This is a genomic window from Mycobacterium paraseoulense (assembly GCF_010731655.1).
GTDB lineage: Bacteria > Actinomycetota > Actinomycetes > Mycobacteriales > Mycobacteriaceae > Mycobacterium > Mycobacterium paraseoulense.
Genome location: NZ_AP022619.1, coordinates 1,415,924 through 1,433,742 on the forward strand (window position 1 = coordinate 1,415,924; position 17,819 = coordinate 1,433,742).

Consider the following 17,819-nt stretch of genomic DNA (forward strand, 5'->3'; position numbering starts at 1 on the left):
AATCAGTGCTCTTCGACGGCAGCCACCAGGGCGTCCCCGACGCTCTTCAAGAAGGTGGCGGGCACGCTGTAGCCGCAGGTCGTCATCCGCAGCATGCCCTCGAAGGTGGTGATCCCGGTGACGTGCTCGCCCTCGGTCTGGCTTTGAACCACCGGAGCCCACACCGCCGTGGGCCGCAGCGGACCGGTGCCGTCAAGGTTCTGCATGCCGAGGTTGGTGACGAGCATGTCGAACGGGCACACCCGGGTGAACAGTTCTTCGGCATGGTCGGCTTCGGCGTCGACGGTGATCGCCTGCTCGACGGCCAGCGATGCGGTGCGGATTCCCCGCGCCGACCGCGCGGCGTCGAGGTGGGCGGTCGTCGCGCGCGCCTGGTCCCAGAACGGCGTTCCGTCCCACGGCGACAATCCGGTCCAGGTCGCCTGGATGTAGAGCCCGCAGTCGTCTCCGACGCCGATCAGCGCCCGGAAGTTGATCGGATTCAGCACGCGCAGAAAGTCTTCGCCGCGCTCGGCGGCGCGCACCCGGCACATGGCGACCACCAGCGCCGCGTGCACCGTAGTGCGTTCCGCGCGGCACCGCTGGGCCAGTCTCGCGGTGTCCACTTCCGACATCGCGAGGGTGTGCACGTTCGTCAGCGCGCCGTCGAAGGGCCGGATGGAGCTGGGCGTGCGCATCCTCGGATCGTCGGGCAGCTCTAACGGTGCCATGTCGCCGAGCGTTCCGGCGGTCAGATCCTCTTGTGCCTGCGCCACAGGCAAATTCGGCACGCTGTCGCCGTTGAGCGCGGCGAGTACGTCTTTGAGCACCAGCACCGAGGAAATCCCGTCGGCGACCGTGTGGTCGAAGGTCAGCAGAAGCACGCTGCCTGCCGGCCCCTGCAGCAACGACGCCCGCATCAGCGGCGCCCGCGAACGGTCGAACGGGCGGCTGAGCTCCTCGGCCGCGGCGGTCTCCCACGACGATTCCGGGCTGCGGCGCACGGTCAACTCGATCGGTGCGACCGTGGGGGCGCGATATAGGCCGAGCCGCGTGCCGGGTCGGTCCTCGATGTGTGCTGACAACACGGGATGTCGTCGCTGGGCGGCGGCGAGCGCCGGCCTCAGTTTGTTGGCGGCAATCACTTCGTCAAACTCCGCCACGAGCGCGAAATGAACTGGATGACGCTCGCCGTAGCGATAGAAAAGCCGTTCCATAGCACCAATCGGACGGATCAACGTGGCTTGTTCGAGGGGCATACCGAGCAGACGGCGCCGATCGCTGCTCGGTTCACCGCCGCCGCGAAACGGCCCGGCGTGCGGCGGATTTCACACGATCGCATCAGCCGCTTAACGCGCGGGCCGCTCAGACGTCGGTCAACGCCCGCACCGCCCCGCGAAACATGGTCTGCTTGATCGCGCCGAGCGTGCCGGGGTCCTTGCCGCCCAGCGGGCGCAGCAGGTCGCTGGCCGCCGCGGTCACCTCGCGCTCGGCGGCGGTGGCGTCGACGATGCCGAAGTCGGCGGCCTCTTGCCCACCGAAGCGCCGCCCCGTCGTCATCGACGCCACCGCGGCGCGGGGCGTGAGCTTGGCCTGGATCAGCGCGGCCATGCCGTCGGTGAAGGGGATGCGGATGTCGACCTCGGGGAAGCAGAAGAACCCCCGGTCGGCGCGCATCACCCGCACGTCGTGGGCCATGGCGAGCATGGCGCCCGCGCCGAAGGCGTGCCCGGTCACCGCGGCGGCGGTCGGCACGGGGAAGGTCAGGACGCGGGCCAGCAGAGCCTGCACCCGCGCGACGTAGGACTGCGTCTGGTCGGCGTGCGCGCCGAGCCAGTCCAGATCGAGCCCGTTGGTGTAGAACTTGCCGGCCGCGGTGGTGACCAGCCCCTGGGCGCCGGCCTTCTCGATCTCGTCGAGCCGCCCGTTGATGGCGTCGAGAAACTGCGGGGAGAACCGGTTCTCGTCCTCGCCGAGGTGCAGCACCGCGATCTTGTCGTCCCAACTGAGTGTCGGTGTCATGTCGTGTCCCTTCTCTTGGTCTTGGGCGGGGGCGCGCCGGCGTCGAGCACGGCGTGAACGGCGGCGCGTAACCGCTGACGCGCGTCCGGGTCGTCGATACGGTTGCGGCGCAACAGGATCGCCGTCGGAAGATCGACGACGCACATCGTGATGACGTCGACGGCCGCCGCGTCCCTGCGGTCCCACAGGCGCCGGGCCAGCCGGATCATCGTCTCCACCAGCAGCCGGTCCAGCTCGCGCAACTGGGTGGCGATATCCGCCGGGGTCTCCGGGCCGAGCAGTTGCTCGCGGCGCACGGTGAGCAGCAGCTGCGACGACTCCGGATAGCCTGCGGCGAAGACCGCCGGCGCCTCGGCCGCCGCCACCACGGCGGCGACGCCGTCCCCCTCGGGTGCGGCGTCGATCAATTCGCCCTGCGCGCTGAGGAATCGGTGCCCGGCCCGCAGCCAGGCGCGCCCGACGAGTCCCGCTCGCGAGCCGAACGTGTGATACAGCGCGCCGTTGGACACCCCGATCGCGTCGCCGACGGCCCTGATCGTCACCGCGGCGGGCCCGGACCGCACGGCCAACCGTTCGACGGCATCCAGGATCTGGTCCTGGTCGTGAACCCGTGGACGCGGCATTCCGGCATAGTAACAGAGCGAATGTTCTGTTACTAACTGCACCCGTTTGACGGCGGGCGACGATCGGGAACCCCCTGCGCATGGGAAAGGTCACTCAGGTCAACGAAGAGATGCTGTTGGCGGACCTCGAGCGGCAACTCGTCGACGAGTTCCCGCGGGTCCCAAAAAAGGAAATCGACGCCCTCATCCGCGAGGAGCATTCCCGGTTCACACACAGCCGCGTCCGCGATTTCGTCCCGCTGTTCGTGGAGAAACACACCCGCGAGCAACTCCGGCTGAGGTCGAACTAGCTACTTCAGCTCGTACGAACTACGCGAGATGCGGAAGAAGTGGCCGGTGCCGGCGTCCGTGCACGTGATGGCCGCGGGCTCGCCCTTACAGGTGAGCGAAGCGACGGAACGCGTCTCGCCGATCGGGAGCGTCGGCAGTCCGCTGCCGCGAGTGGTGTCCGTGTGACAGGCCATGGCCGGTGAGCTGCCCTGCACCAGGTCGATCTGGTCGCCGAACGCCCCCATGCACGACTGCGGGCGCGGCGGCATCACGTAGGTCGGGTCCACCACGCCGCAGGACGCGCGGGGCGCGTCGCCCCGGAAGGCCGCCATCACGCAGGTGACGTCGCCCGACGGCGATTGGAACTGCTGAAACGGATCCGCATACGCGACGGTCGCCGGGCCCGCCCCGATCGCGATGGCGACCGCCACCGCCGCCAGGCCCTTCGCTTCCATGCTGCAGTTGTAGCCCTTTTCGGCCGCGGCCGGTGAAGTTTGCTCGCGCCGGCGCCGGTCGTGACCGTACAAAATAGTATGGTACGGTCGGCGCCATGTCCGTGGTCGACGACCGTCACCTGCACGGGATCACCGACGACTTCGTCGCCCGACTGGCCGAGCGCGCCGAGGAGGCCGAGCGGCTGCGCCGGCTGCCCGCGGCGACGGTCGACGAGTTCCGGCAGACCGACCTGTTTCGGCTGCTGCTGCCGGCCCGCTTCGGCGGCATCCAGGCGTCGTTTCCCGAACTGCTGCAACCGATTCGGCGGATGGCCCACGGCTGCGCCTCGAGCGCATGGACGTTGGGCTTCTACGCCCTGCACAACTGGATGCTGTCGCTGTTCGACATGCGGGCCCAGGAGGAGGTGTTCGCCTCGGGACCGGTGCTGGCGCCGGCTCCCCTGGCCCCCACCGGGCGCGGCACCCCGGCCGACGGCGGGGTGCGCCTGACCGGCCGGTGGTCGTGGGCCACGGGCGCGATGGACGCGGACTGGGTGATGGTCGGGGCGCTCGTCGAGCGGCCGGACCGGATCGACCCGGTGCTCGCGCTGGTGCCCGCCGACCAGGTCGAGGTCGCCGACACCTGGCACACCGCGGGCATGCGGGGCACCGGTTCCCACGACGTCATCGTCACCGACGTGCTCGTCCCAGACGATCGCATGGTCTCGGTGGCCGACATCTATGCCGGGACGGCGCCGGGTGCGCGGGCGCATGACGCGCCGACGTATCGCTGGCCGATGGTGCCCGCCCTCGCGCTGGTCGCGTCGATGCCGGTGCTCGGCGCCGCCGAACGGGTCACCGAGCTGTTCGCCGAGCGGCTCGGCGGCCGGGTCCTGGCGTATAGCGGTGTGGCGCAGAAGGATCAGCCCGCCGCGCAGATCCGACTGGCGAGTGCGCGGGTCCGCCTGCGCGGCCTGCGGGCGCTGGTCGACGAGACCGCCGGCGGCATCGAGGACCTTGTGGTCCGCGGTGAACGGGTGAGCCGATCGGTGCGGGCCGAGGCGCGGCTGGCGGCCGCCCACACGGTGCACGAGAGTAAGGCCGTGATCGCCGATCTGGTGGAGGCCTCCGGCGCGAGCGCGCAGTTCCTGTCGAACCCGTTGCAGCGCTTCAAGCGCGACGTGGACATCGCGGCCGGGCATGTGGTGTTCGACTACGACGTGAGCCGGGAGTTGGCCGGGGCGTTGGCGATTGGCGCCAAGATCTCCCCGATCGCGATGGTCTAGTCCTTGAGCATCAGTTCAAGGAATTCTTCGCGCTGCGCAGCTCTTGCCGCCTGCTGGGCCGAGCCGGCCAGGTGCAGCAGGCCGATGCCGGCAGCGAAAGTCAGCTGGGCGCGCAACGTGGCGTCGTCGGGGCCGAAGCCGTAGTCGCTGTAGGCCTTCGTCACGGCGCGCAGCAGGCGCCGGTCGGCCGCGCGGACGTTGGCGGCGGCGGCCGGGTCGGTACGGGCCCATTCGCGCATCGCGCGCTCCAGCGTCCAATGCCCCGGGCTGGTCAGCGCCGTCATCATGGCCGACAGCCGTTCCCGCGGCGGCAGCGCGTCGAGCTCGGCCAGCGACTGCCGGTCCTGTTCCAGGAAGGTGTTCCACGATTCGACCAGCGCGGCCCGGTAGCTGTCCATGTCCCGAAAGTGCCAGTAGAAGCTGCCGCGGGTGACGCCCGCCTGCTGGCACAGGCGTTCGATCTTCAGCGCGCGCAGCCCCTGCTCGGCGAGCAGGCTGTAGCCGGCCTGCAGCCAGTCCTGCACCGACAGGCGGCGGGGCTTGCGCGCGGGCATAGGTGAAGGTTACGGGTGCGCGGAAGCGCAGGTTAGAGGCTTGCACGGTCGCGCCCGGCACGGCCGCCCGCCGTCGTCGGTGAATTCCTCCCGAACACACGGCAAAGGCAAGCGGTCGGCCCGACACATGGGTGTAACGTCCGGATTTGCTAGCCGACAAATTCCTGTTAACTGTTGGCCGCTTGCTTGGGCCGAAGGATCAGGGGGTGCCGTGAGCACGACCGAGGTGTTCGACGTGCCGGCCGGGACCGATGTCGACGAGGTCGTGGTCGCGTGCCACGACGAGGCGCTGCTGCTGGGCGGCGACCCCGCCGCCGTCGAGTCCTACCTGACGCGGCTGCGCGCGATCGCCGGGCAGGGCATGCGGGTCGCCGGGATCGACGCCGCCTCGCTCGCGGGCGGGCTCGTCGGGGTGGCTTCGCTACTGGCCGACTCCGGCAAGTACGTGCAGCTGCATCGCGACACCGTGGACGCGTTGCGGGAAGGCAACCTCGTCCCCCTCGGCGAGGGCTTCTTCCGGATGACCACCGGCGTCGACGCCGGCGAGCTCCTGGCGCAACTCCAGTGGCAACCGGCCGTGCTCGGCGCCGAAGCGATGATGTCGGCGCAGATGATCGCGGTGCAGGTGGCGCTGAAGTCGGCGGTCGCTCAGGTGGAGGACGCGGTCCGCCGGGTGGAGGACAAGGTCGAAGCGGTGCTCGACGTGGCCCGGGCCCAGCGCGCCGGCGACGTCCTGGGCAACCACCTGACGATTTCGCGGATGGTCGACTCGTTGGAGAAGTACGGGTCGCTGCCCGACGCGTACTGGGATTCCGTGGCCGTCCTGGGCCCCGCGCTCAATGTCACCGTCGAGCAGCTGCGCAACCACGTCAGCCGCATCCTGGCCTCCTTCGATCCCAAGCTGCCCGTCCAGCAGCGCGCGGAGACGCTGCGAAACGCGTTCGAGGACAACCGGCTTGGCGACGCGCTGAGCCTGCTGGTGATCACCGAGGAATCGCTGCACCAATGGCAGCGGCTGAACCTCGCGCGCATCGAGTCGACGCAACCCGAGCAGCTGCTGCGGGCGATCGACGAGGCCCGCGCGCTCGTCGACCATCATCTGCGCGAAGACATCGAGATCTACGGCAGCGCGAAGGAGATCCTCGACCGGTTCGCGAAGTCCCATGCGATCGACGGCTTTCGCTTCCGGGCGGTGCGCGAGCTGGCCAAGCAGCGCGCCGCGCTGCGCGACGAGCTCGACCGTTTCGCGGAGGCTCGCCAGCACCAGGTCGAGACGTGGGAGGACTTCCACATCCCGAGCCTGCTCGATGCCACGGTCGCCACATTGGGGGCCGCCGGATCCGTGACGGGCCAGGCGCTTGTGGGCGTGGGCCGAGGGCTCGTTTGGCTGGGCGCCCACCTGGTCGAGCCGTTCCGCGGCGGGCATAGCGACGATGGCTCTCAGGCGAGCAGCTCTGGACTCGAGGAACACCAGTCGGCGTGATCGATTTGGGACTGTCGGGCAAGCGTGCGGTGGTCTCGGGGGCGGGCTACATCCCCGAGCGCGCAGGTCACGGCTGGTTCACGTCGTTGGCCTTGGCCGAGGCGGGTGCCTCGGTGGCCTGCATCGATATCGATGAGGAGCGCGCGGAGCGCATTGCCGGCGAGATCGTCGCCAGAGGCGGCACCGCCGTCCCGATCGTCGCCGACATGACCGACGCCGAGCAGGTGGGCCGCGCGATCGACGATGTCGAGGCGGCGCTGGGCGGCATCGACGTGTGCGTCGACATCATCGGTGGGGCGACCTGGTCGAAGGTCGAGGACTTCACCACCGAGTTGTGGGACGCGGCAATCCATTACAACCTGACCCAGGTGTTCTATCTTTTTCAGGCCGCGTCACGGTACATGATCGGCCAGGGCAGCGGTGGATCGTTGGTCGCGATTGCATCGGTCGACGGCATCGCGTCGGCGACCTACCACGCCGCCTACGGCGCCGCCAAGGCCGGCGTCATCTCGCTCGTGAAGACCTTCGCAGATGAACTGGGGCGATACGGCATTCGCGCCAACGCGGTCGCGCCGGGCAATGTGGGCTCCGGCAACGAGGATCAGCCGCCTGATGAGTACAACGTCAACGGGATCAATCCGCTGGCGGCGCCCCGCGCGCATGACGTCGCCAACGCCGCGTTGTTCCTGTCCTCCGAGCTGGCCGCCCGCATCACCGGTCAGACGCTCGTCGTCGACGGCGGTGCCACCATTCGGCAGCTGTGGGGGCTGCGGGAATCATCGATCCCGGCCAACCCGGAGGACGCACTGCCGGACTTCATGAGGCCCGGGCCGTCGGACGGCTAGCGCTGATGGATTAGCGGCAAGCCCGGCGCCGAGCTTCGCCCCTTGAGCACGTACGGGGTCGTGATCGAGCCGATGTAGATGTCGCGCATGTCGTGGCCGCCCCAGGCGATGCTGGTCGGGCTTTTCAATAACGCGCCCTCGGGATCGTCCAGGACTACCGTCGCTGTGCCGTCCGGGCTGATCGCAACGATCCTGTTGGCCAAAACCAGCGTGACCCAGAGATTTCCCTCCGCGTCGAATGCGCATCCGTCGGCCATCCCCCAACGGCGGCCCACCTGCGGGTCGGCCAGGAACCGGCCGGCGTCGGGACCGTACTCGTCGGGGTGCCGGCCGCCCAGCGGCGGGCCGAATCGCTCTGGCGGACCGAGTGTTTCGCCCTCGATCGGAAACCGCACCACGTCTGCCTGCACCGTGCGGACGACGTACAGGTAGTCCTCATTGCGGTCTAGGGCCATACAGTTGGGGAAGTTCACCTTTTCGGCGACCACTTGCGCCGATTGGCGATCTGGTGCGACCCGAAAGATGAACCCGTCGGCGGTGCCGCGCGCGATGGTGTCCATGAGGTCCTCAGCAATTGTGCTCACCGAACACCACAGGGCGCCAGTCGAATCCACCAGAACGAAGTTCAGCCATCGCAGCGGGCGTCCGTCGAGTTGTCCGCTGAGTAGCGTCGCGATTTCGCCGGTCTGCGGATCGAGATCCTGCAGCACGCTCGAGCCGAAGTTGGCGATCAGAAAGTGGCCGTTGCGGTCGAGCGCGATGCCGTTCGGCTCCCCGCCCGCCTCGCCGATGTGTCGAACGGTGTGCTCATCGATGAGTTCGGCGACTGCCGAGGCCTTGTCGGAGGCGAACACGCGACCATCACCCGCCACCATAACGTGTTCCGGCCGTTCCACGCCGCGCCCGACGGGATGCAGACCGGTGACGGCAAGGGTCTCACCCATGCCGGGCATTATCCGCGGGCGGAAAGACGACGTCCCAGTCGCGGGCTATTTTGACGACGGCCCACGCGTTCGGTCGGAGCGCCTGCGAGTCGGAGCCGGACGCGCGCCCCAGACTGGCCAGGAACCTCGAGCCGAATGCCCCCCGGGGACGAGAGCCATGCCTCGGATCTGATTCCCCCGATTTTCACGATCGGTGGCGGAATCGGGCTAACCTCGCGGTGATATGAGCATCGACGACGAACTCAACGAAGAGTTGGGCCGCTTCGGCTACGAGCTTGAGACGCCTACCCTGCAGGGCGGCGCCTACCAGGTCACTCGCCTTGACGGCTACGCCGGTTACACGGCGACGTTCGGCGACGTCCAGGAGTTGCGGACATTCCTCCAGCGACTCGCCGAGAGTGACAACCTCTGGTGCATCCATCTCGATCACGGCAACGTCGATGTGAATAGGTCGACGGGGGAAGTCACGCCTCGCGACGGGGGGCCGCTGTTCAACCTGCATGACTTGCATCCCCACGAGTGGTCAGGCGCTTCCGATGAAGCCTCCGGCGCTATCAGCCAGGCCGCTCTGATGACCGCCCATCAAATCTGTATCAAGTCCAATTCTCGACCGCCCTACGGCGGACTGTGGTTCAAGCGGGCCTAGGGCGAGCGCAGTTCATCGTTCTTGCGGTTGATCTCATCGCCGGCGTGTGCGCCGTGACGCTCGAAAGCTCATGCTCCGGGCAAAGGACCCGGTTCTGTGTCGTCGCCTTTCATTAATCAGATGTCCGCATAAGGCGAGTCAGCCGGCAGCGCCGTTTTGTCCAGAACAGCGCTGCCATTGAGCCTTTATCGCATAAATCCAACTCATCCCGGGCAAACTGCTCCGTAACGGGAGTCAATTGGACGGACACTGTTCGCAGCGAAGATAAGGAAGTGTGCTGTGACGTCACTCCTCGGCGGGACGTTTGGGCGGTACCAGATCCGGCGGCTGCTCGGCCAGGGCGGTATGGGCGAGGTGTACGAGGCATACGACACCAAGAAAGACAGAACGGTCGCGCTCAAGTTACTCACGGACCGGTACGCCGAGGACGAAACGTATCGAGCACGGTTCCTGCGGGAGTCGCACGCCGCGGCGGTTCTGCAGGAGCCGCATGTCATCCCGATCCACGATTGGGGAGAGATCGACGGCGTCCTGTACATCGACATGCGGTTGGTTCGGGGACAGACGTTGCACGACATGCTCGAGAAGGGCCCACTCGAACCGGAGCGAGCGACCGACATCGTCGGCCAGATCGGGGCGGCGCTGGACGCTGCCCACGGCGAGGGACTCATCCATCGCGACGTCAAGCCACAGAACATTATCGTCACGCGCGACGATTTTGCGTACTTGGTCGACTTCGGGATCGCCGAAGTCAAGGGTGATACGCACCTGACGATGGCGGGGTATCAGGTCGGCACCTTCGATTACATGGCCCCGGAACGATTTGGCGACGAGGAAGTGACGGCGTCGGTTGACGTCTATTCATTGGCGTGCGTCCTCTACGAGGCGCTGACCGGTGACAAGCCGTTCCCAGCGCACAGCGCCCAGCAGGTCATTGGGGCGCACATCTCGTCGCCACCTCCACGACCGAGCGCCGTAAATCGACGAGTTCCCGCGGCCTTCGACGAGGTCATCGCGCGCGGCATGGCAAAGTGCCCCGATGACCGCTACGGGAGTGCCGGCGCCCTGGGGCGCGCCGCCAAGCGGGCTCTGTCCGCAGAACCATCCGGACCGCCCCTCGCGGACACGCTGCTTGCGCCCCGATACATCAACGGGCCTCCCAGCTCTCCGCCGTTCAATGCGCAATACGTTTATCCCGCAACGGGTCCGACGCCGATCCCTGGCACCGGCCAAGGACGCTCACGACAATTCATCGTGGGGGTCTCTATCGGGATAGCGGTGGCCTTGGTGGGCGGCGTCGGGGTGGTCATCGGACTACTCGCGCACCGCGACTCCAACGACTCGGAGTCCCCCACCTCTTCGGTGGTGCCCTACACCAACCCGGTACCCACCTCGTATCCGGCGGAGTCGTCCTCGACGTTAAGGCCAAGCCAGCGATCCACCACCGCGAACCCTGCACCACAAGATCCCGCGCAAGAGCTGCGTCAGATCGCAAGTGACGACCGCCCCTGGGTGAGCGCGCGACTCGCAGACCACTGGGTGCCGCAACTCAGTTCCAAGCGTCCAGGGGTCTTCGACAACGGCCACGTGTGGGACAACGCGATGACACTCCAAGAGCATCTTCAGTTGAGGCAGCGATACCCCAACGTGAAGCTCCTTTGGTCGGGCGACTGGTCGACATTCTCAGCGCCGGACTTCTGGGTGACGGTCGCCGGTATCACGTTCGCGGACTCCGCGGGCGCACTGGCGTGGTGCAGGGTACAAGGATTCGACCGGGACCACTGCGCGGCCAAGATCGTCAGCACGACACATCCGGTCGAGGGCAGTACGGCGTACAACTGATTCATAAACCAGGCGTAACGGCCCGGAGTTCGTGGGGCACGCCGTGCATGACTGGTGCCGATTCCACAGTGCTGGCTCACTTTTCATCGATCCAGGGTCGCCGTGGCAGAACGCCTGGATCGAGTCGTTCAACGGCCGGCTGCGTGACGAATTGCTAGCCTGAGATCGTGCTGGCCATTCCGACCCTCAAGTTCAGCTATGGCAATCTGCTGCTCGCGCGCCTTCACGAGCTTGGCTCGGCCAGTATCGAAGAACTCCTGGGCGACCATACAACGCAACTCTTCAAGTCTGGGCAGTCAGTTGAGAACCCCAAAGCGCGGGCCAGTGATTGTCTCCGGTTCGCGCGAATGCTTGATCTGTTGGTGGAGGACGCGCGCAGGTTCAAGCTGACCGCATCAGGTATCACGTACGCCGAAAACGTTGACCCCGCCAATCCTTGGATTGTCGATGAGGCCCAGGCCGGCGTCCTTCGTGACCAGCTGTCTGGTAGCGCTGAGCTGGCTGACGACGCCCGAATCGCTCTTCAAATTGTGCGTGACATCACCGCCGGCTGGTCCAATGACGATCTCGGGCGCGCGCTAGCGGAGCATTCGAATTCCGACCAATGGCAATCGGACCGAACCTTCGAATCGCAAGGTGCCCGCTACCGAGAACTTCTCCGTGAGAGCGGTCTCATCGATCGAAAAGGTGAACTCACCGAGCAAGGGGTCACCTTCCTCGGACGACAGGCTTCGGTCTGGTGGGTGAATCAAAACGTCACTTACGCGAAAGAACGCGATGGCGGGTTCCTTTGGGCGCCAATGGTGGATAAGGCTGGCCGACCGCAATACCACTGGGACACCATGGATGAGGTTCGCCTCCTGCGGATTCGGATGTGCTGCTCGGTTTCGTCCGAAATGTTGAGCACCTTCGACGGATAGAACGGTTGCAGCAGTACAACATTCGTGCGGGAGATCGGGTTGGCGCCGTCGAAATCGGTGGGCGAGAACTTGGCGCCAAGCTTCTCATCTTGTACGAGAACCGGAACGGCTCCCTCCATGTGGCTCGCGTAGCAAAGGTAACGCGCTGGCGGCCAGCGACGGCAGGCGATTTGTTGGCCACCGGGTACCCGAGCCCTCGCGGTGACATCTACTTCCTTGCCGATCTTGAGTTCGTCGAACATCTGCCTACGTGGGCCGGCTCCATCGACCTCGAGCGTCTCACATCGAAGGTCCGTGACGGGGCGCCAATTGTCTCGACCTGGTGGGACGTCGTCCGAGCAGCGTCGAACGTCAAACCTTGAGCCGATGGGCGACCTAGGCGGCTCGACGCCCGTTGACACGTCACACCCTTGCGGGCACTCGCGCCTTCGCGCATGTCCGCTCGTGCCGGAGCGCGGCGAAGGCGGTGATCGATGCCCACGTTGGCGTGTTGCAAGAGTCGTTCAAAACTACACGGCAATAACCTGGCTAAGGCCGAGGCGGAAGCGCGGACAGCCACCCGTCCGAAAGCAACTCCAGCAGCTGCCCATCAGGATCGCGAATCATCGCCATCGCCTCGGTCACCGTCCCGTCCACCACCGCTCCCCCAAACTCCGCCACTCGAGCCAACGCCCCAGCAAGATCAGACACCGAAAACGAAATATGCGTCAGCCCAACCTGATCCATGACGCGCTCCCCGCCAACATGAACCTGACGCTTCGAATAGTCCATCAGTTCGAGCACAAACCCGTCGCGCACCAAGTAGGTCGCGTGCACCCCGAGCGGCTCCGGCAGCTGCACCAGCTTGGCGGTGGGACCGTCGGGCGGATCGAGCTCCCACCAGAACTGGAACCCGAGCACATTTTCGTAGAACCGCCGCGACCGCTCACGATCGGAGACACACAATCCGACGTGGTTGAAGGTCGTCCGGTGACTACTCATCGCGGCCTTTCTCGCAGAACCGACGAGCGTAATAATGCAAAGATAGTGCAGATAGCCGAGCGCTCGGCACGGTGGAGGACGGACCAGATGACAACCCGACCCGACGTCACCGACGACGCCATCGTCGACTTCGACCACCACTCCGACGCGTTCAACCTCAACGAGCTGGCCATCAACGCCGAGCTGAGACAAAAATGCCCCGTCGCCTGGAACGAGAACTACGGCGGCTTCTGGTTCCTCAGCAGCTACGACGCGGTCAGCCGCACGGCCAGGGACGGCGACACCTTCGCCCACAAATACGAGCCCCACGCCGCGGACGGCGTCGACTACCAGGGCGAGATGGGCGTCCCGCGCCCGGAAGGCCAGCCGGCCCTGGGCATCGGCGAGGTCGACGGCCCCTACCACCAGGCCCTCCGACACGCGCTGGCCCCGTTCTTCTCCCCCGGCGCCGTCCAGAAACTCAAGCCGTTCATGGAACACAAAGCCCATGAGTTCCTCGACCAAAAGATCGAAGACGGGCAGATGGACCTCGTCCTCGACTACGCCAGCCCGGTCCCGGCCATCCTCACCATGAAGCTGATGGGCCTGCCCCTCGACAACTGGCACCTGTATGCCAACCTTTTCCACTCCGTCATGGCCGTCCCTCAGGACAGCCCGCAGTACCTCGAGGCCATCGCCAAAGTCCCGAACATGATGCAAGAGGTCCTCGAGTACGCGGCCACCAGACGGGCCAAGCCCGACGAAGACCTGACCAGCTTCCTCATCCAGTTCGAGTTCGAGGGCCAGCGTCTCACCGACGAACAGCTGCTCAACATCCTGTGGAACCTCATCGGCGGCGGCGTCGACACCACCACCTCCCAAACCGCGCTCACGCTCCACCACCTGGGCACCCACCCGGCCCTCAGGCAACAACTCATCGACCACCCCGAGCTCTACCGCACCGCCACCGACGAATTCCTGCGCTACTTCTCGGTCAACCAAACCCTCAGCCGCACAGTCACTCACGACGTCGAACTCGACGGCCAACACCTGAGAAAGAACGACAGAGTCGTCATCAGCTGGCTCTCGGCCAACCACGACGAAAAGGAATTCGCAAACCCCGACGAGATCATCCTGAACCGCGCGCCCAACCGGCACGTCGCGTTCGGACTTGGGCCGCACCGCTGCATCGGCTCACACCTGGCGCGGCTGATGTCCGAGGTCATGGTGAAAGCCGTCCTCGACCGCATCCCCGACTACCAGGTCGACCTCGACAACGTCCACCAATACCTCGGCAATCCGAGCATGACCGGCCTGGGCACACTGCCGGTCACCTTCACCCCCGGTGCGAAGCGAGACTAGATGCCTGCCAACCCGATGACGCACATGCTGGGTCCGTTCGCCCGCACCGGCGGCTTCTACGCCCGCTCCTGGGGCACCTACCTGGATCGTCAGCCCGACGAGCTACCGGTCGCCCGGCCCACCATCGCGCTCGCGGCGCAGGCATTCCGCGACGAAATCCTGCTGAGCGGCTTCAGCCTGCTGCGCCGAGCGCCCGACGCCGAAACGCTCGACCGCATCGACAGCGAAGTGCTTGCCGCACAAGACTTCTACAAAGACAAGGGCTGGCTCGACAACCCCGAGGGATTCTTCGCCCCACCCCCACCCCTCACCGACGTGATGGTCAAACGCGTCAGCAGCATGGGGCGCAACTACGAGCGGCTGTCCTTCGACAGCGACTACGCGCCCCTCGACGGCGAACCCGGCCGGGAACGCTGGCTCAGCTATTCCGGCAACAAGCGCGAATACGCCCTGATGTTCCGGCACCGCCGGCCGCGGCCCTGGCTGGTCTGCATCCACGGCGCCGAGATGGGCCGGGCCGCGCTCGACCCCATGCTGTTTCATGCCTGGCACCTGTACCGGGACCTCGACCTGAACGTCGTGCTTCCCGTGCTTCCCCTGCACGGCCCACGGGCAAGCGGACCGAAGTTCCCCAGTGAGGACGTGCTCGACGACGTCCACGGCGCCGCCCAGGCGGTCTGGGACATCCGGCGCCTCATCGCCTGGATCCGCGCGCAGCAGCCCGACGCCGCGATCGGGGTCAACGGCATCTCGCTCGGCGGTCTGATCTCGTCGCTGGTCGCCAGTCTCGACGACGACCTCACCTGCGCGATCCTGGGCGTGCCGGCCGTCGACCTGGTGAATCTGGTCGGCCGCCACGCCGGCCTCAGCGGCCACGCCGCCCTGCGCCACACGATGAACTCGGCCAAGCCCCTCGGCCGGATGATCTCGCCGCTGGCGCTGACCCCACGCGTGCCGAAAGAGGGCCGCTTCATCTATGCCGGGCTCGCCGACCGGTTGGTGCACCCGCGCGACCAGGTCACCCGACTCTGGGAGCACTGGGGCAAACCCGAAATCCAGTGGTACCCAGGCGGTCACACCGGATTCTTCCGTTCGCGGCCGGTGCAGCGCTTCATCGACGCCGCGCTCGTGCAGTCGGGGCTGGCCGACAAGAGATGACGGCCTCCTACCTGCGCTGGATAGCGACGAATACGGCCAAGCCGCTCGTCCATGCGTATCGGCGCACCGGTGCCGACGTGCCCTTCGGCGATCCGGTTCCTTCGCACGGGACCGAGATGGAGGGCTGGTTCTGGCGCCTCACCGATGCCGCCTCGGGTCGGGTCGTCGTCGCGCTGTGCAGCGTGAACAGGCACCCGGCTGGCGACTGGGCGACCGTCGCGGTCGCTCTGCATCCCGGCGGCATGGTGCGCTCCGCGGCCATGGACGGTGCCCACGCCGAATCGTCCACGTTCTCCGTGCACGCTGGGAATTTTCCCGACTGCCATTTGGCGGCGAGCCTCGATCGGCTCCAGATCGACCTGGGCGGCGTCCGCCTAGACCTGCATTTCGCCGATCCCTTCAAGTGGCCCAAGGCCTTTGGTGGAGGCGGCGGCTTCTCTTCGGTCCCGTTTCTCAACCAATACTGGCATCCCTACCGTCTTGGCGGAAAAGCCACCGGCACAGTCGAATTCGGCGGAGACACCTGGTCGTTCAGTGATGCCCGGCTCTATACGGAACGCAACTGGGGCGCGGGCTTCCCCGAGCGCTGGTGGTGGGGTCAGGCGCACGATTTCGGCGACGCCGACGTCTCGGTCGCGTTCTCGGGGGGCCTTCTTCAGCTCGGCCCAATCCGCAGGGACGTCACCGGAGTCGTCGTGCGTCTCGGTGACCGCGTCATCCGGGTAACCCCGCCGGCGCCCGTACGCTCGGACGTCGGCGACGGACACTGGGCCGTGTCGGCACGCACACTGCGCTACCACATCGAGCTGGACGGAGACGGCACCGGCGCGGATCCGCACGTCTTACCGGTGCCGCTGCCCGCGCAGCGGCGCAACATCGACACCGACTTCGAGCACCTCGCCGGCCGATTGCATTGCCGGGTGCGGGAATACGGCCGAGTGGTGTTCGACGGCACCTGCGAGCTGGCCGGCCTGGAGATCGGCAGCCGGCCGGCCTAGATGATCACGACCCCGTCGCGTACTGCAACACGGGCTCCGACGAATCGACGTGCCCAAAGCTGATGATCCGCAACCGATCCGGGCGCACCTCGTAGCGCACGCCATTGACCGGGTTGGTGACATCGAACCCGTCCCCGACGCGCTCGGCGTTGGACAGCTCGATGTGCGCGCCGTCGCGGATCCGTTCACCGCGGTAGTAGTAACTGCCGCTGAGGTTTTCACACACCACCGCCAGTGACTTGGCGGTGCGCACCACGGCTGCCGGCGGGTTGCCCGGGTCGCAGCGCGCCGGCTCGCCGACGAACCCCAGCCCGTCGGCGCCCCGCACGAGAGCCGACAGCGTCGGCGTCTTCGGCGGCGCGCTCGACGGCGCCGGCGAGGCATTCGAAGGCTGCGGCGGCCGCGCACCATGGTCGACAAACGCCGACACCAGCGCCACGATCAGCCCGGCGAGCACCAGCAGCACCGCCGCCGCGGTCACCACGAACGCCCCCCGGCCGCCGACGGGCCAACCCTCCGGCCGCGACGGCCGCGGCGGCCGCGAAGGTCGCGGCGGCTCGGCGGGCGGATACGGGCTGAAGCCGGTGTCGTCGGGATTGGGATAGACCGCCTCAAAGGGCCGGGTGCGCAGCGGCCCCGCCCCGGCGCCGACCGCGACCGGCTCGTAGACCTCGGACACGGCCTCGCTGGCCGCCCGGGCGAGTTCGCCCGCGGACGCGAACCGCGCCGAGCGCTGTTTGGCCATGCCGCGGGCGATGACGTCGTCGAAGGCCCGGCCGATACCGCGGCGCATGATGCTGGGCCGCGGCGCCGGCGACAACAGGTGCGCGCTCCTCAGCTCCGCCGGGTCGGCGCCCTCGAACGGCGGCTGACCGGTGAGGCACTCGTAGAGCAGGCACGCAAGCGAGTAGACGTCGGTCTGCGGCCCGACCCGGCCGGTGGTGAAGCGTTCCGGCGCCATATACGCACGAGAAGCGTCGCCGTGCGCCACCCCGAAGTCGGCGAGGTACGCGAAGTGATCCGGGGTGAGCAGCACGTTCTCGGGCCGGACGCCCAGGTGGACCAACCCGGCGGCGTGCGCGGCGTCCAGCGCCCGCGCCACCTGCCCGACGATCGACGCGGCCCGCGGCGGCTCCAGCGGCCCCCGCTCGCGCAGCAGGTCCTCGAGGCTGCCGCCCTCGACCAGGTGCATGTCGACGAACGACACGCCGTCGATCTCGCCATAGTCGTGCACCGGGATGACGTGGGGCTCCGGTAGCCGGGACGCGATCGCGTACTCCCGACGAAAGCGTTGCTGGAAGCCGGTTTCGGCGGCCATCTCGGCAGGCAGCAGCTTGAGGGCGACCGTGCGGTCCTTAACCGTGTCGTACGCCCGATAGACCTCGCCCGTCGCGCCCGTCCCGATCAGCGAGCGCAGCTCGTAGGGCCCGAGGCGGGTGCGGAGCCGCGAGGTCAATGGGCAAATCCTTTCGGTGCGTCGAACAGGTCCAGCC

General features: G+C 67.1%; 18 protein-coding genes and 1 pseudogene. 11 read left to right on the forward strand and 8 right to left on the reverse strand.

All coding sequences use genetic code 11. The annotated features are described in order from the left end of the window. Positions 1 to 2: 2 nt before the first annotated feature. From G6N51_RS06305 to G6N51_RS06315, 3 genes are all read right to left on the reverse strand, one after another. On the reverse strand, positions 3 to 1,196 hold the full coding sequence (locus tag G6N51_RS06305) for a condensation domain-containing protein (RefSeq protein WP_232078215.1): 1,194 nt from the start codon (positions 1,194 to 1,196) through the stop codon (positions 3 to 5). A 148-nt stretch (positions 1,197 to 1,344) separates the two neighbouring features. After that, the gene (locus G6N51_RS06310; protein ID WP_083175450.1) at positions 1,345 to 2,001 is read right to left on the reverse strand and encodes an enoyl-CoA hydratase-related protein; all 657 of its coding nucleotides are present in this window, start codon (positions 1,999 to 2,001) and stop codon (positions 1,345 to 1,347) included. Beyond that, positions 1,998 to 2,624, reverse strand: a complete 627-nt coding sequence (locus tag G6N51_RS06315) for a TetR/AcrR family transcriptional regulator (protein ID WP_083175453.1) — start codon at positions 2,622 to 2,624, stop codon at positions 1,998 to 2,000. Before G6N51_RS06315 ends, G6N51_RS06310 begins: the two co-directional genes overlap by 4 nt. 80 nt (positions 2,625 to 2,704) lie before the next feature. Here G6N51_RS06315 and G6N51_RS06320 point away from each other — a divergent pair, with 80 nt between their 5' ends. Beyond that, positions 2,705 to 2,914, forward strand: a complete 210-nt coding sequence (locus G6N51_RS06320) for a three-helix bundle dimerization domain-containing protein (RefSeq protein ID WP_083175456.1) — start codon at positions 2,705 to 2,707, stop codon at positions 2,912 to 2,914. Here the strand turns inward: G6N51_RS06320 and G6N51_RS06325 are convergent, their stop codons facing one another. Next, complete coding sequence (locus G6N51_RS06325) at positions 2,915 to 3,421, reverse strand: hypothetical protein (protein ID WP_083175459.1); 507 nt, start codon at positions 3,419 to 3,421, stop codon at positions 2,915 to 2,917. Between the two features lie 23 nt (positions 3,422 to 3,444). Between G6N51_RS06325 and G6N51_RS06330 the strand changes: the two genes are divergently transcribed. Continuing rightward, entirely contained in the window at positions 3,445 to 4,614 is a 1,170-nt protein-coding gene (locus G6N51_RS06330; RefSeq protein WP_083175462.1) for an acyl-CoA dehydrogenase family protein, read from the forward strand. On the opposite strand, the gene G6N51_RS06335 is transcribed toward G6N51_RS06330, so the two are convergent. Further along, positions 4,611 to 5,168 carry a TetR/AcrR family transcriptional regulator gene (locus G6N51_RS06335; RefSeq protein ID WP_083175465.1) on the reverse strand — a complete coding sequence of 186 codons (558 nt, stop codon included), beginning with the start codon at positions 5,166 to 5,168 and terminating at the stop codon, positions 4,611 to 4,613. The genes G6N51_RS06330 and G6N51_RS06335 overlap by 4 nt on opposite strands. A gap of 235 nt (positions 5,169 to 5,403) precedes the next feature. Here G6N51_RS06335 and G6N51_RS06340 point away from each other — a divergent pair, with 235 nt between their 5' ends. Both G6N51_RS06340 and G6N51_RS06345 read left to right on the forward strand, forming a co-directional pair. Next, positions 5,404 to 6,651, forward strand: a complete 1,248-nt coding sequence (locus tag G6N51_RS06340; RefSeq protein WP_083175535.1) for a hypothetical protein — start codon at positions 5,404 to 5,406, stop codon at positions 6,649 to 6,651. Continuing rightward, entirely contained in the window at positions 6,648 to 7,496 is an 849-nt protein-coding gene (locus G6N51_RS06345; protein ID WP_083175468.1) for an SDR family NAD(P)-dependent oxidoreductase, read from the forward strand. The genes G6N51_RS06340 and G6N51_RS06345 overlap by 4 nt, the downstream gene beginning before the upstream one ends. Here the strand turns inward: G6N51_RS06345 and G6N51_RS06350 are convergent. Beyond that, a complete protein-coding gene (locus G6N51_RS06350) occupies positions 7,493 to 8,440 on the reverse strand; it encodes an SMP-30/gluconolactonase/LRE family protein (RefSeq protein ID WP_158086263.1) in 948 nt (315 codons plus the stop codon). The genes G6N51_RS06345 and G6N51_RS06350 overlap by 4 nt on opposite strands. Before the next feature lie 223 nt (positions 8,441 to 8,663). On the opposite strand from G6N51_RS06350, the gene G6N51_RS06355 reads away from it, so the two are divergent. The 4 genes and pseudogenes from G6N51_RS06355 (at position 8,664) to G6N51_RS06370 (ending at position 11,848) form a co-directional block, all read left to right on the forward strand. After that, on the forward strand, positions 8,664 to 9,086 hold the full coding sequence (locus G6N51_RS06355) for a hypothetical protein (protein WP_083175474.1): 423 nt from the start codon (positions 8,664 to 8,666) through the stop codon (positions 9,084 to 9,086). Positions 9,087 to 9,365: 279 nt separating this feature from the next. Next, positions 9,366 to 10,928: a serine/threonine-protein kinase gene (locus G6N51_RS06360; protein ID WP_083175477.1), complete on the forward strand. Its 1,563-nt coding sequence runs from the start codon at positions 9,366 to 9,368 to the stop codon at positions 10,926 to 10,928. 16 nt (positions 10,929 to 10,944) lie between these two features. Then, a pseudogene (locus G6N51_RS29600) lies at positions 10,945 to 11,085 on the forward strand (integrase core domain-containing protein); the annotation flags it as partial. 10 nt (positions 11,086 to 11,095) lie between these two features. Further along, positions 11,096 to 11,848, forward strand: a complete 753-nt coding sequence (locus tag G6N51_RS06370; RefSeq protein WP_083175480.1) for a hypothetical protein — start codon at positions 11,096 to 11,098, stop codon at positions 11,846 to 11,848. 528 nt (positions 11,849 to 12,376) lie between these two features. On the opposite strand, the gene G6N51_RS06375 is transcribed toward G6N51_RS06370, so the two are convergent. Continuing rightward, positions 12,377 to 12,829, reverse strand: coding sequence for a VOC family protein (locus tag G6N51_RS06375; protein ID WP_083175486.1), 453 nt, complete (start codon positions 12,827 to 12,829; stop codon positions 12,377 to 12,379). A gap of 87 nt (positions 12,830 to 12,916) precedes the next feature. Between G6N51_RS06375 and G6N51_RS06380 the strand changes: the two genes are divergently transcribed. From G6N51_RS06380 to G6N51_RS06390, 3 genes are read left to right on the forward strand one after another with little or no spacing between them, the layout of a single operon-like run. Continuing rightward, positions 12,917 to 14,170 (forward strand): cytochrome P450, encoded by a 1,254-nt coding sequence (locus G6N51_RS06380; protein WP_083175489.1) that lies wholly within the window; start codon positions 12,917 to 12,919, stop codon positions 14,168 to 14,170. Further along, entirely contained in the window at positions 14,171 to 15,328 is a 1,158-nt protein-coding gene (locus G6N51_RS06385) for an alpha/beta hydrolase family protein (protein WP_083175492.1), read from the forward strand. Further along, positions 15,325 to 16,326, forward strand: a complete 1,002-nt coding sequence (locus G6N51_RS06390) for a tocopherol cyclase family protein (RefSeq protein WP_083175495.1) — start codon at positions 15,325 to 15,327, stop codon at positions 16,324 to 16,326. The genes G6N51_RS06385 and G6N51_RS06390 overlap by 4 nt, the downstream gene beginning before the upstream one ends. A gap of 4 nt (positions 16,327 to 16,330) precedes the next feature. Here the strand turns inward: G6N51_RS06390 and G6N51_RS06395 are convergent, their stop codons facing one another. Continuing rightward, the gene (locus tag G6N51_RS06395) at positions 16,331 to 17,782 is read right to left on the reverse strand and encodes a serine/threonine-protein kinase (RefSeq protein WP_083175498.1); all 1,452 of its coding nucleotides are present in this window, start codon (positions 17,780 to 17,782) and stop codon (positions 16,331 to 16,333) included. Between the last annotated feature and the right edge of the window lie 37 nt (positions 17,783 to 17,819).

What these genes read in the sequence shown, in the direction of transcription:
- G6N51_RS06320 (WP_083175456.1), top strand. Translation starts at nt 2,705, where the DNA reads ATGGGAAAGGTCACTCAGGTCAACGAAGAGATGCTGTTGGCGGACCTC.
- G6N51_RS06390 (WP_083175495.1), top strand. Translation starts at nt 15,325, where the DNA reads ATGACGGCCTCCTACCTGCGCTGGATAGCGACGAATACGGCCAAGCCG.
- G6N51_RS06350 (WP_158086263.1), bottom strand. Translation starts at nt 8,440, where the DNA reads ATGGGTGAGACCCTTGCCGTCACCGGTCTGCATCCCGTCGGGCGCGGC.
- G6N51_RS06315 (WP_083175453.1), bottom strand. Translation starts at nt 2,624, where the DNA reads ATGCCGCGTCCACGGGTTCACGACCAGGACCAGATCCTGGATGCCGTC.
- G6N51_RS06335 (WP_083175465.1), bottom strand. Translation starts at nt 5,168, where the DNA reads ATGCCCGCGCGCAAGCCCCGCCGCCTGTCGGTGCAGGACTGGCTGCAG.
- G6N51_RS06375 (WP_083175486.1), bottom strand. Translation starts at nt 12,829, where the DNA reads ATGAGTAGTCACCGGACGACCTTCAACCACGTCGGATTGTGTGTCTCC.
- G6N51_RS06380 (WP_083175489.1), top strand. Translation starts at nt 12,917, where the DNA reads ATGACAACCCGACCCGACGTCACCGACGACGCCATCGTCGACTTCGAC.
- G6N51_RS06330 (WP_083175462.1), top strand. Translation starts at nt 3,445, where the DNA reads ATGTCCGTGGTCGACGACCGTCACCTGCACGGGATCACCGACGACTTC.
- G6N51_RS06385 (WP_083175492.1), top strand. Translation starts at nt 14,171, where the DNA reads ATGCCTGCCAACCCGATGACGCACATGCTGGGTCCGTTCGCCCGCACC.
- G6N51_RS06310 (WP_083175450.1), bottom strand. Translation starts at nt 2,001, where the DNA reads ATGACACCGACACTCAGTTGGGACGACAAGATCGCGGTGCTGCACCTC.
- G6N51_RS06355 (WP_083175474.1), top strand. Translation starts at nt 8,664, where the DNA reads ATGAGCATCGACGACGAACTCAACGAAGAGTTGGGCCGCTTCGGCTAC.
- G6N51_RS06305 (WP_232078215.1), bottom strand. Translation starts at nt 1,196, where the DNA reads ATGGAACGGCTTTTCTATCGCTACGGCGAGCGTCATCCAGTTCATTTC.